The 12,677-nt window shown below is 47.2% G+C and carries 12 protein-coding genes and 4 tRNA genes; 14 read left to right on the forward strand and 2 right to left on the reverse strand.

The window, feature by feature from the left end; genetic code table 11:
- The first annotated feature begins 23 nt into the window (after positions 1–23).
- Positions 24–998, forward strand: coding sequence for a crotonase/enoyl-CoA hydratase family protein (locus LPA26_RS01955; protein ID WP_229007127.1), 975 nt, complete (start codon positions 24–26; stop codon positions 996–998).
- 42 nt (positions 999–1,040) lie between these two features.
- Here LPA26_RS01955 and LPA26_RS01960 read toward each other — a convergent pair whose 3' ends face one another.
- Complete coding sequence (locus LPA26_RS01960; protein ID WP_229007128.1) at positions 1,041–3,269, reverse strand: ATP-binding protein; 2,229 nt, start codon at positions 3,267–3,269, stop codon at positions 1,041–1,043.
- Positions 3,270–3,467: 198 nt separating this feature from the next.
- Here LPA26_RS01960 and LPA26_RS01965 point away from each other — a divergent pair, with 198 nt between their 5' ends.
- The gene (locus LPA26_RS01965; RefSeq protein ID WP_229007129.1) at positions 3,468–4,583 is read left to right on the forward strand and encodes a DUF2914 domain-containing protein; all 1,116 of its coding nucleotides are present in this window, start codon (positions 3,468–3,470) and stop codon (positions 4,581–4,583) included.
- 4 nt (positions 4,584–4,587) lie between these two features.
- Here the strand turns inward: LPA26_RS01965 and LPA26_RS01970 are convergent, their stop codons facing one another.
- Positions 4,588–5,427: a 23S rRNA (adenine(2030)-N(6))-methyltransferase RlmJ gene (locus tag LPA26_RS01970; protein WP_229007130.1), complete on the reverse strand. Its 840-nt coding sequence runs from the start codon at positions 5,425–5,427 to the stop codon at positions 4,588–4,590.
- Between the two features lie 102 nt (positions 5,428–5,529).
- Between LPA26_RS01970 and LPA26_RS01975 the strand changes: the two genes are divergently transcribed.
- The 12 genes from LPA26_RS01975 (at position 5,530) to LPA26_RS02030 (ending at position 12,378) form a co-directional block, all read left to right on the forward strand.
- On the forward strand, positions 5,530–6,246 hold the full coding sequence (locus LPA26_RS01975) for a cation diffusion facilitator family transporter (protein WP_229007131.1): 717 nt from the start codon (positions 5,530–5,532) through the stop codon (positions 6,244–6,246).
- Between the two features lie 30 nt (positions 6,247–6,276).
- Positions 6,277–6,456, forward strand: coding sequence for a 4-oxalocrotonate tautomerase family protein (locus LPA26_RS01980; RefSeq protein WP_055830975.1), 180 nt, complete (start codon positions 6,277–6,279; stop codon positions 6,454–6,456).
- 52 nt (positions 6,457–6,508) lie between these two features.
- Positions 6,509–8,308, forward strand: a complete 1,800-nt coding sequence (gene uvrC, locus LPA26_RS01985) for an excinuclease ABC subunit UvrC (RefSeq protein ID WP_229007132.1) — start codon at positions 6,509–6,511, stop codon at positions 8,306–8,308.
- 36 nt (positions 8,309–8,344) lie between these two features.
- Positions 8,345–8,926 (forward strand): CDP-diacylglycerol--glycerol-3-phosphate 3-phosphatidyltransferase, encoded by a 582-nt coding sequence (gene pgsA / locus LPA26_RS01990; RefSeq protein ID WP_082488080.1) that lies wholly within the window; start codon positions 8,345–8,347, stop codon positions 8,924–8,926.
- Between the two features lie 107 nt (positions 8,927–9,033).
- A tRNA-Gly gene (locus LPA26_RS01995) sits at positions 9,034–9,109 on the forward strand.
- 61 nt (positions 9,110–9,170) lie between these two features.
- Positions 9,171–9,244: transfer RNA gene (locus tag LPA26_RS02000), tRNA-Cys, on the forward strand.
- A gap of 5 nt (positions 9,245–9,249) precedes the next feature.
- Positions 9,250–9,325 (forward strand) — tRNA-Gly (locus LPA26_RS02005).
- Between the two features lie 79 nt (positions 9,326–9,404).
- Positions 9,405–9,491, forward strand: a tRNA-Leu gene (locus LPA26_RS02010).
- Between the two features lie 238 nt (positions 9,492–9,729).
- Positions 9,730–10,116: a hypothetical protein gene (locus tag LPA26_RS02015; RefSeq protein WP_229007133.1), complete on the forward strand. Its 387-nt coding sequence runs from the start codon at positions 9,730–9,732 to the stop codon at positions 10,114–10,116.
- Between the two features lie 182 nt (positions 10,117–10,298).
- The gene (locus LPA26_RS02020; protein WP_229007134.1) at positions 10,299–10,670 is read left to right on the forward strand and encodes a hypothetical protein; all 372 of its coding nucleotides are present in this window, start codon (positions 10,299–10,301) and stop codon (positions 10,668–10,670) included.
- A 303-nt stretch (positions 10,671–10,973) separates the two neighbouring features.
- Complete coding sequence (locus LPA26_RS02025) at positions 10,974–11,933, forward strand: YihY/virulence factor BrkB family protein (protein ID WP_229007135.1); 960 nt, start codon at positions 10,974–10,976, stop codon at positions 11,931–11,933.
- A gap of 196 nt (positions 11,934–12,129) precedes the next feature.
- On the forward strand, positions 12,130–12,378 hold the full coding sequence (locus LPA26_RS02030) for a helix-turn-helix transcriptional regulator (RefSeq protein ID WP_055871406.1): 249 nt from the start codon (positions 12,130–12,132) through the stop codon (positions 12,376–12,378).
- The last annotated feature ends 299 nt before the right edge of the window (positions 12,379–12,677 follow it).

A 12,677-nucleotide genomic window follows, 5' to 3' on the forward strand; every position in this document is an offset into this window, starting at 1 on the left:
TTTTCACTGTCAAGGAGAAACACATGAAACCGTTTGAACAAGGATTGGTTAATTATCAACATCGTTTATTGGCACATGATTATGGCCAGGTGTTTTGCCGTTTTGATGCCGTGCAACAAACTTTGTGGAGCTATTTGCATCAGCCACAGCGTATCCCTTGCATCAACCATGACTTACTACTCAATCTGCATGCACATCATGAAGATATTCAGCGTAGCGGGGGTTATGTACAGACCGACGATGAAGAGGTGCTGCCTATTCGTTATTCAGTATTTGCTTCGGCCACACCGGGTTATTTCAATATGGGCGGTGATCTGCAGAAAATGGCCATGGCCATCCGCAATCAGGATAGGGCCCAATTGCAGGAATATGCAAAGCTGAGTATTGATGTTGTGGCGCAACGTGCCTTCCGCTTTAACCTGGATCACGTGACTAAAATATCGTTACTTCAAGGTGAAGTATTAGGGGCAGGGATAGAAGCCGCAATGACCAGCGATGTACTGATTGCTGAACGCCAATCCGTCTTCTGCTTCCCGGAATTATTTTTTAACATGATTCCTGGTATGGGTGCTTATAGTTTTATTGCGCGCAAAGCCGGCATGGCTGTGGCCGATAAAATGATTCTGGGTTGTGAGCGTTTTACGGCTGAGCAATGCCTGGAAATGGGCCTGATCGATATAGTGGTGGATGAAGGGGAAGGCGAGCAGGCGGTGCAGGCGTTTATCCAGAAAAACAGCCGCCAGGCAGAAGGCTTTTTATCTGCGCAAAAAGCTAAAGCCAGAATCAACCCGTTAACCTATAGCGAGCTGGAAGATATCGTCAACGTATGGGTAGAAAATGCATTGCGGCTGACAGAGCGCGATTTAAAAGTAATGGATCGTTTTTGTCGTGCCCAGACACGATTGTTCCCGGAGCAGGAGGCAGCCAAAGAGCAGGTGATATTAAATGATCAGCAGCAGACTGGGGAGTTACTGCAACAGCAGGTCGTAAATCAATAGGTGTTAAGCACTATTGAGGGTGCCTTCAGTTATCAATGCCAATTATTTGTTTGAACGCTTAGAAGAAAGCTTGCTGCGATATAAGTGCAACTGCACGCGAGTTTCTTCATAAGCATCAAAAACTGCTTGATACAGACTGGAAATTGTTTGGGCATCCTCCATACTCAAGCCCAACAGGCGACGGCTGCGCTTGCTTAGTGGAATCAGGCCCATATTGGCTGATTCCCCGGCCAGTGTGTGCGCCAGCTTATGAACTTGTTCAAGTTTAAGGTCTAGCGTTTCTGTGCGCAAATCACGGATCAAGTCGTCGGTAGTTTCGATAAATTCGGTAATTAAACGATACAAGAATGCTTCGCTGCCGCCCAGTTTCAGCAAATGTTCCATACGATTAATATCAATCAATGGCTCATTATAAGCTGCCATGTTCGCCACCCGTTCAGGGGCCTGCTCAATGGGCACGCTAACCGGTTTCACAGACTCTTTTGCAGGTGCTGCACGAGCAACGCGTGTCGCCGGTTTGGAGGTTGGCTTGACTGTCTCACCGGTTTCAATGGTCTGGGCAACCGCTTCTATCAAAGTTTGGATCTGCCGGGAAATCACTGGTTTGGTCAGTACTTGATAGACGCCAGCGTTTAAACAGCGGTCTTGAGTCGCTTTGGTTGCATCTGCGGTCAGGATCACCGTGCGCAAAGGTTTGCTGCCAGGCAAGGAATGGTAAATATTGAATACTTCCAGGCCATTCATTTCCGGCATGTTGTAGTCAAGAATCATCAGGTCAAACTGGTGATGTTCCAATGCATCCAGCGCATCATCGCCATTGTCGGCGGCTTTGACTACGCAATGCATCCGCTGCAATGTTTCATTCAAAATCATGCGATTAACTACATTGTCATCTGCAATCAATACGCGTATTTTCTTGCGGAACCGGGTGTGGCTGCTCAATGGCACCACGTTAGAGTTCACTTCTAGGTTGATCTCGTTTGTCGCCTGTTGCGTTGACGGCTCAGCATGTGCGAGAGGCAGCATTACTTCAAAGCTGGTGCCATTGGTTTCGTCGCTGGTAACATGAATTTTACCGGCCATCAGTTCAACCAATTGTTTGGCGATGGATGTACCCAAACCTGTTCCGCCATAACGCCTTGTGATGCTGCTATCCGCCTGGGTGAAGCTATCGAAGATATGTGGCAATGCCTCGGGCTTGATGCCGATACCAGTATCGCGGATCTGGAATTTGAGCATGCTCATATTGGCATAGCGCTCGGCCACAGACACAACCACATCGACGCCGCCATGTTGGGTAAATTTGATCCCATTGGCGACCAGGTTCATTAATACCTGCTCGATATGATGCATGCTGCCGACATAATGACGTTCTACGCCAGGGTCTAGATCAAAGTGCAACCATAATTGTTTACGATCAACTTCAATCTGGAACATCAATTGAAGCCGCTGAAACATGTCAGGAAGGTAGAACGCGATTTCTTCCAGGTCAATTTTGCCTTTTTCAATTTTGCTGATATCAAGCACATCATTAATCAGCTTTTTCAGGCTGGTGGCGGAAGCGCCTACCATTTGTAACAACTCGGATTGTTTGATATCGAGTTTGGATTGAGCCAATAACTCACTTGCACCAATAATGCCGTTGAGCGGCGTGCGCATTTCGTGGCTGATATTCGACAGGAAATTAGTTTTGGCCTCATTGGCTTCACCGGCCTGTTTGGTTGCTTTTTCCAAGCTGATCTGCAAGCGCAAGGTATGTGGCGGAATCAGCAATAATGTCAGCAGGAAACCATAAGCCAAGTGCTGGTGCTGGTTCCAGTAAGGGTTAAGGTATAAGGTAATGCTAAAACCGATCAGGCTTAATACATAACAGCCCTTAAAGAACTTGGTGCCGTAGCGCAGGCCATAGCCGATAATCAGCCATAAATAGATGCCGATAAACACACCTGCCATCGGTCCGGAAATCATCTGTTCGACGGAGGTGGCCGTGATATCCATCACCATTGCAATCCACTGGCGTCTTTCGTTTTTCTGCGGGTTGCGCAGCGTATTTAAAAGCATCAGGAAGCCGCAGCACAAATACACCAGGCAAACGCCAACCGGTTGATAGCTACTGCCATTGAATAACAGGTAAAGCGTGATGAAACTAACAAAAGTAACGCGAATCAAGGCCTGCTCAGTTTCGTTACTGACGGACTTGATTTCGATTAACTTATGTTTAATTTTTCTAATTAGATCGCGCATACCTGATGACGGCCAGAATTGTTGCATACAGATGCCCTTACATGGAGAACATCTTCTAAGATATATAACGGACAACTCTTAAGATAACTTAAAGTTTAACAGGCCCGATTTGATAATCAAAGAAAGTTTACCTTTGTAGCTGCCAAGCAGTGACAGTTGCTGCCATATATGATAAAAATACCGATGGTTTTTTAAGCTTTACCCTTCATTATGACTGATCCACTCATGTCTACCCCTGTTCCAGATCAACCCTCTTTCATAGCCCGCTGTCTCGGGCGCACGCGGGCCGTGCTGCCGATTACATTTTTTATCGGCGGATTTGCCTGGGATGCAATCACTATAGGAAAGAAAGTCGCCATTCTCGATATGGTGATTTTTGCCATTTATTTACTAATGGCTGCGATTCTGATGTATCAATTGGCCGAACCGAGCGCCAGCGCACGCCGCGTCCGTGAAAGGTTGCTGGGCTGGCAGTGGATACAGAACAGAGTGTCGAGCTGGCCCGTGCACGACTGGCCTTACTGGATATTGCAGTTTTTGTTCGGCAGTGTATTAAGCGCGCTATTCATTCTCTATTTCAAAAGCTCAAGTTATGGCCTGGCTTGGGTGCTTACTTTGGTGCTGGGTGCGCTGCTGGTCGCTAATGAGTTTATGGAAAGCGAATACCGGCGCCTGAGTCTGTGCTGGAGTATGTTCGGTTTATGCTCAATTCTGTGGTGTAACTTTGCGTTTCCTTTCCTGTTTGGTAGTGTGCATGCCGTATGGTTTTATTTAAGCACCCTGTTAGGTGCAGCTATTACATATGTGCTTTATAAACGTGCACCCAGCCATGCCGGACGCATTTGGCCGGTATGGGTGATTGCTGCTTTATTGATGGTCGCTTATCGTGCGGACATGATTCCGCCGGTTCCGCTGGTGAAGCAGGCAGTCGTGGTTGCTTATGATTTAGAAAAATCACCTGAAGGCTACTGGATGACAGTAGAGAAATCGCCGTGGTGGAATTTCTGGCGGGTGGATACTGATCATTTACGCCTGGCGCCAGGCCAGAGGCTGGTCTGTTTTTCTTCGGTATTTGCACCACAGGGGTTGCATACCAAATTAGTGCATGACTGGCAGAAAAAGGTAGCAGGGCGCTGGGTTAGTGTATCGACCGCTGGATTTTCGCTGGTGGGAGGGCGGGATAATGGTTACCGCGGTTATACCTATAAAAGCAATGTCACAGCCGGCGAATGGCGGGTAAAGATACAAACGGCTACCCGGCAAACGATTGCCGTGAGCACTTTTGAAGTGAGTGTCGGCACGCAGTCTGATTCAGACCACCGCGTTCGTATCCGCTACTAAGCGCTTATTTCTGCTGGCCTTCACACCAGGCTCGCGCATGGTCATCTTGCGCTAATATCTGTGCTAACCACTCTAATTGCGGCTCTACAGATTGGCGCAGTGTCCAGGGTGGGTTAATTACCCACATGCCGCTGCCATGCATGCCAAACCCATTAGCGCCAGGCTGCTGCACATCGAGGCAGATATGCAAATAATCCGTATTCAGTTCACGCAGTTTATCCAGCATTTGCTGCGGTTCAGGTCGTTGCAGTCGCGGATACCAGATCAGGTAAGTCCCGGTAGAAAAACGCTTTAGCGCTTCTTTGATACAGCTGACTACGCGCGCATAGTCATCTTTGACTTCATACGGCGGGTCGATAAGCACCAGGCCGCGCTTGGTAGGCGGTGGTAAGCAGGCTTTGATTCCTTCAAATCCATCCTTGGCTTGAATCGAAACCTGTCTTTTGCGATGATCAAATTGCTGTTCAAGCAGGACAGCATCTGCAGGATGCAGTTCAAACAAACGTAACTTATCGTCTGCTCTTAAAAAGTGATCGGCGATACAAGGTGAACCAGGGTAAGAATCCTTGCCTGCGATGTTGTGCGTTTCTGAGACTGATTGTAAGTAACTGTCGAAAGCATCTGGTGGGCTGGTTTGCTGCAGTCTGGTAATACCGCCAAGATACTCAGCGGTTTTATTAGCGATTGCCGTATCCAGTCGATAAATACCTGCCCCGGCATGAGTATCTACAACCCAATAAGGTTTGTCTTTTTGATTGAAATATTCCAGCACCAGGCTGTAAACCCAATGTTTGAGAACATCGGCATGATTGCCGGCATGAAAGGCGTGTCGGTAACTTAACATGGCATAGCTCTTGAGGAGCCGCTATAAAACAATTCAATATTATAAGTCCATTTTTGTTGCGGCCTATTGTGGAATCACGCTAAATTGTTTTAGCATGCAGACATGGACAAATCTCATACAAAACACGCTGCAACGCATGACTGCTGTGGTTCAGCTCAGCAAAAACACCAGGCAAAAGATGATCACCATCACGATGACCATGTTCATGGTGACCACGAGCACACTAACCCGTTTTTAATTCCTTTTCTGGCAATCACTGTTTTTGCAATAGTCGAGTTTGCGGGGGGGCTCTGGACGCAATCCCTGGCATTACTCAGTGATGCCTGGCATATGTTATTTGATGTGCTGGCGCTCGGGTTAGCCATGTGGGCCGCGCACCAGACGCGTAAAAGCCCGGAAACCAGCCGCCTGGAGTTACGCGTTTCCATGGTGAATGCTGTCTCCATGCTGGTGGTCGCGGTCTGGATCATTATCGAAGCAATTGAGCGGCTTAAAAATCCAGTGCCTGTAGCCGGCGGCTATGTCAGTATCATTGCTGTATTGGGTTTGCTGGTGAATATCTTTGTTGCCAAGCATATGCATCATCAGCACCAACATCATGGGGGTGATGCCAGCCTCAATCACCGTGCCGCTTTTTTACACGTTCTGGGTGACCTGTTAGGCTCTGTCACAGCAATCGTCGCTGGCGTAGTGATTTATTTCACTGGCTGGGTGACCATAGATCCCATATTATCGATTGTGATTTCAGTTTTACTGTTTGCCGTCACCGTTAATTTAATCAGGGACATACGACGCGGCACTGTTAATCATCCACATTAGCTTGTACTTTAAATTGATAGGAGAACACTCATGCCATACGTGAATGTCAAACTGGCTGGTTCTGTGACTAAAGAGCAGAAAAAGCAAATCGCCAAGGAAATCACAGAAACCCTGACCAGGCATGCGCAAAAACCTGCCAGCTACACCTATATAGTATTTGAAGAAGTCGAGTACGAGGATTGGGCGATTGGTGGGGAGTTGCTGGGTTGACGCCTTCAAAGTTAACGTCTTGAACCCATGCACATGCGTGTAAAATACACGCATGTTTGATCCCAAACCCATACTCAAGAATTTACCGAATTTGCCGGGTGTCTACCGCATGCTCAATGCGGAAAACACGCCTATTTATGTCGGCAAAGCCAAAGACCTGAAAAAACGGGTTTCCAGTTACTTCAATAAAAATATCAACAGCCCGCGGACCAAAATGATGGTGTCGCAGATTGCGGCTATTGAAACCACAGTGACCCGCTCAGAGGCGGAAGCCTTGCTGCTGGAAAATAACCTGATTAAAGGCTTGATGCCGCGTTACAACGTGTTGTTCCGCGATGACAAGTCCTATCCCTACATTTGCCTCACTGGCGACGCGTTTCCCAGGCTGGCGTTTCATCGGGGCGCGCAGCGTAAAGGACATCAATACTTCGGGCCTTTTCCTAGTGCATTGGCGGTGCGCGAAAGTATTCAGTTGCTGCAGAAGGTATTTAAATTACGCACATGTGAAAACACCGTATTTGCCAATCGTTCCCGCCCATGCCTGCAATACCAGATTGCACGTTGTACTGCGCCATGTGTGAACCTCATCTCGGAAGAGAATTACGCGAGCGATGTCCGGCACGCTGCCATGTTTTTGCTAGGCAAAACCAACGAAGTGATCGATGCGCTGGGTAGCGAAATGAATAAGGCCGCCGAAGCGTTTGAGTATGAGCATGCCGCGATTCTGCGTGACCGTATGCAAGCCTTGCGCCAGGTGCAGGCCAAACAGTTTGTCAGTGACTTCAGTGTTAGTGATGCCGATGTGATCGCCTGTGCCGAGACACAAGGTCAGCACTGCATTAACCTGGTGATGATCCGTGGCGGAAGGCATTTGGGCGATAAAAGTTTTTTCCCAAAAAATAGCCAGGATGCAGAACTGGTAGAAACGGTAGAAGCGTTTCTCACACAGTATTACATTTCGCAAAACACGCCGCCATTACTGGTCTGCGGGGCTGAGGTAGCCAAGGATGAGTTTGAAGAAATATTAAGTGAACAGTCTGGCCGTAAAATCAGAGTGTTAACTAATGCCATTGGCGATAAGAAGGTCTGGCTGAAAATGGCGCAAACGAATGCTGAGCTGGCGCTACAGCAACGATTGGCAACTTCAGCCAATCAGCAAGCGCGGCTGGTTGCATTGCGTGAAGCACTGCATCTATCAGAAGGCACAGAGCGCATCGAGTGTTTCGATATCAGTCACACCATGGGCGAGGCGACTGTTGGCAGCTGCGTGGTGTTTGACCGCGGCGATATGCAAAATAGCGAATACCGGCGCTACAACATCACCGGCATTACGCCAGGCGATGACTATGCGGCCATGCGGGATGTATTAACCCGGCGCTATCGCAAAGTGGCGGCGGGTGAGGGCAAGCGGCCTGACCTGGTGTTTATCGATGGCGGCAAGGGTCAGCTAGGCGTTGCTATCGAAGTCATGCAGGAAGTCGGTCTGGACGATATCTTGCTGGTCGGCATTGCCAAGGGCGAGGAACGTAAGCCCGGGCTGGAAACCATGATCTTTTCGGATACGGGTGAAATGCTGAATTTGCCGACCGATAACCTTGGTTTGCATTTGCTTCAGCAAATCCGCGACGAAGCGCATAGATTTGCCATTACCGGCCACCGTGCCAAACGAGCTAAAGCGCGAATTACATCCAGCCTGGAAGAAATCGAAGGCATCGGTGCCAAGCGGCGCAAAGCCTTGCTGATGCGTTTTGGTGGCCTGGATGGGATAAAAAGTGCTAGCATAGATGAAATTGCCCAAGTCGAAGGCATTAGTCAGGCATTGGCGCAAAGCATTTATGAACGCCTGCATTGATTACTTTCAAGCGACATCAATAAGAAACAGATATCTATGTGGACTATCCCCAACCTGCTAACCTTGCTGCGTATCGCCATGATTCCGGTGTTCGTCGGCATGTTCTACTTTCCAGCCAATGCAGTGACAGCACAAGGTTTACCCGCCCATTGGGTCAACCTGGCGGCTTCTTCCGTATTTATGCTGGCCGCATTTACCGACTGGCTGGATGGCTACTGGGCACGCAAATACCAGCAGATGTCAAAGTTCGGCGCATTCCTGGACCCGGTAGCAGATAAATTAATGGTTGCTGCAGCACTCATCGTGTTGGTAGAGTTAAATCGGGTAGGGGCCGTGGTTGCCCTCATCATCATAGGTCGTGAAATTGCGATCAGTGCTTTACGCGAGTGGATGGCCAGTATCGGTAAAGGTGCAAATGTTGCAGTGGCCGTGGTGGGTAAAGTGAAAACTGCAGCACAAATGCTCGCCATTATCCTGTTGCTTTGGTACGACCCGCTGTTCGGGGTGAATATCCAGTGGTTGGGCGAGTGGTTAATCGTCATCGCTGCATTATTGACCCTGATTTCGATGGGTTATTACCTTAAAGCAGCATGGCCTGCCATCCGCGAAACCATCTGAAAAATCATTCCTGCTAAAAGTCTGGTTTTTTCATAAATCTTCCTTGACACAGGGTCAAAAATCATTAAAATGCCAGCTTCCTTACGACGCATGGCGCAAGGAAATACGCGGGAATAGCTCAGTTGGTAGAGCGCAACCTTGCCAAGGTTGAGGTCGCGAGTTCGAGACTCGTTTCCCGCTCCAAATTCAGGGGAAAGCACTGCTTTCCCTTTTTAACATAAGTGGTTTTTATGTTGTTGGTTCTGGCGCGATAGCAAAGCGGTTATGCCGCGGCCTGCAAAGCCGTTTAGGCCGGTTCGACTCCGGCTCGCGCCTCCAGATATGCGGGAATAGCTCAGTTGGTAGAGCGCAACCTTGCCAAGGTTGAGGTCGCGAGTTCGAGACTCGTTTCCCGCTCCAAATTTCTCTCAAGCACGTCACCTAAGAGGGTATGCAAAACCCTTCAAAGTGTTAAAATACGCAGCTTGACAGACCTACCGCCCGGATGGTGAAACTGGTAGACACAAGGGACTTAAAATCCCTCGGCTTAACGGCTGTGCCGGTTCGATTCCGGCTCCGGGCACCACTACACAAAATCAATACCTGTTTATTCGGCTAAGCCAATAAACAGGTCCAGCCTAAACATCCCGCAGCCCTTTTTCCCTGCCCAGGCGTATACTGAGATATGTTGTAGAGAATACATTTCTTGTCAGCCGGATAGACTCAAAGGAACTGCCAGGTCTATCTTGTATCTATTCATATAAATAATAATCTTTGCCATGGTTACGCAGGTTTTTTTTGCAGTAAATCAACTTGGAGTGTTTATGAAACACATACTCATCCTGCTCATGGCCATTCATTTGTCGGCATGCATAACCACGCCTCAGGTGAAGAGTAGCGAAGTGGCACCGGCGCAAAATTACAAGTTCGCAGGCGATAATGAATCCACCAAAATTACCGGTTTGCTGGAAAAGTACGGCAATGACTGGGCCTATCACGGTGCGTTTCTGACGGTTAAAATTGGTAACGAGGAAGTGATCGTGAGAAAGCCTGTCGATAGATATAATTTTTCAGGTGAAGTTGGCGGCAATACTTATCGTGACAAAAAGGTAAGCGCTTCATGCATAGGTTATGCGGTGACGGATAGATGGACGGATGTGCATTGTACTGTCTTCGTCGGCAATGAGCAGACAGTGACGCTGACATTCTAGTGGGTTGTAGTGGTTCCACTTATCTAGTGCCGCTGTAATATCCTTTATCAACCTAAAGTGCGCGTTGTTAATTCAATGTCCACTTTGCATTTAATAGCATGTAAATAGTTTTTCCCTTTTTAATCAAAGAATTAATTTCAATCAAATATGGTTACCTTATAAAAACACATAAGGAGGCAATCATGAATTTCAATACTATTGATGCTGTCAGCAAAATCGGGCATACGACTACAGCGCTTAAATTTAATAAGAAAGATAGTGAAGACTCTGTAGAACAAAACGCTACTGCTAGCAAAACTTTCCTAAGTGAATCTTCCTCTCAAAAAGTGGGTGTGAAAGATCCGTACCAGGAATTAAGCGACTTTATGAAAATGACGGATGCGCAAAAGATGCAATATCTCTGGCTCAAGAAACATGGCATTTCACAAGAGGAGTTTGATGCCATGAGCGGTGAAGATAAACAGAAGCTGGTTGAAAAAATGCAGGAAGAACTGAAAGCTCAGATGAAAAACGCAATTGAGTCACCAGAGAAAACATCGTTATCCTTAGCCTAATCTGCGACTAATCCTGCGCACAAAGTTTGTTCGCTTTCCTAACGTAAAAACAATACGTAAGCCCTTTCTGACAGCAGAATACGTTTTATCTTATGCCTTCGCCACAATGAAATAGTTATCCTGAGTTTGCTGATTTCAATGAGATTGTCTCATTTAGAACGCGGCATCGAACGGTGCCTTCAGGTACCGTTTTCTTTTTGATGAGAGCAATTTCTTATGCTTCCATGAGATCGCTGCATTAGGCTAATTGCTTGTCACACCTTAAAAAAACTAAAAATGAAGAGTGAATAGACTGAGATGACAATGAAAGAAACCTGGGTATTGATTAAAAGCGCTTTTACTTCGTGGAGCGATGACTACGCACAAAGTATGGGTGCTGCTCTGGCGTATTACACCATGTTTTCGATTGCACCTCTATTGCTGATCGTGATTTCTATTTCGGGCTTGATTTTCGGGCAAGAAGCGGCACGTGGCGAAATCATTGGCCAATTGAATAATCTGATGGGCGAGCAGGGTGCAGAAGCGGTGCAGACGCTGCTGCAAAGCACCAGTCAGCCACTTGAAGGCGTCACCGCAACCACTATTGGCATCATATTATTGCTGGTCGGCGCCACCAGTGTCTTTGGTGAGTTGCAAGATTCCCTGGACCGTATTTGGAAAGCACCGGCAAGAGCCAAGAGTGGTGTGTGGAAACTGATTCGCGCCCGATTATTGTCTTTTGGCATGATCATGGGTATTGGCTTTTTACTGATGGTTTCCCTGGTATTCAGTGCAGGCTTATCAGCCATGAGTAAATGGTGGTCACCGGTATTTTCCAGTTGGGTGATGGTGGCTAGCATCTTCAATTTCATATTCAGTTTTTTACTGACCACAGGCATGTTTGCCATGATCTACAAAATCATGCCGCGGGCCAGGATCCGTTGGAACGAAGTGTGGATAGGGGCACTACTAACTGCGGTTTTGTTTACCATAGGTAAATGGTTAATTGGCATTTATATCGGCAGAAGTGCGATATCAAGCGGTTACGGTGCTGCCGGTTCTATTCTGGCATTACTGATCTGGATTTATTACTCTGCACAGATATTCCTGATAGGCGCCGAGTTTACATGGGCTTATTCGCATATTTTTGGTTCACGAAAAGGCAGGGATACACCAGAAGACCTGGCGAGTGCTTTGGTGGAGAATGGCGCTAAAACGCTGGAGTCTGACAGCAAAATTGCGCAAACCGTGCGTACCCAAAAACGTAAGCCCCGGCTTAAATAGGCTTCGCTATATCATTTAACCTTGCATACATATTTAATTTCTACATTATCAATTCTAATATTATATAAAATTGTATAATGATTCCGGTTTCAGCCTCAGTATTGATCCCGATCAATACAATTGCCTGACAGCAACGATAGGCTGAGAAGACTCCAGGTCTTCAAACCGAACTAGAGTTTAAAATGTGGGAAGTAGTGTGATTTACGTTGAATTAAAATCTGTCATTCTAAAAAAACAATTGGTATGGGGTAGAACCATCACCATTACCGAAATTGCCGATGCAAGCGGGATCAGTCGCATGACCCTGCATCGTATGCTCAAAGACCAGACCTACAATGCCAGCACTGATCACCTCAATAAGCTGTGTGCTTACCTGGAATGTACATTATATGACCTGGTTCGCTGGGAGCCGGATAGCCCTAATTTGCAGGAATATGTCGCCTAGCCTTCACTCGTTTCTGTTTCCAAGCAGCCTCTCGAATACAGCTCCTTCGCAAAAGCCTTGTCAAAAACTGCATTGTTTACGGCTTTTTCTCCCAAAGCTTTAATTAAAAGCGCTGATTTATAAAAACCTGCAGAGCCATGGTTTTACCTGAGTTTGAGGCTAGGCAAAGGCTGGTAGGGTGTTTCGGGTAATGTTACCCGTTTGAAACAGTTAAGTTGACTGGTTTTTCCAGCGTTTTTTCTGCAATCCAAATCTACGCAAACTCACAATAATAAGAGAAATTTTTTGGAATTTCTTTT

The organism is Methylophilus sp. Leaf408, assembly GCF_916856905.1.
GTDB lineage: Bacteria > Pseudomonadota > Gammaproteobacteria > Burkholderiales > Methylophilaceae > Methylophilus.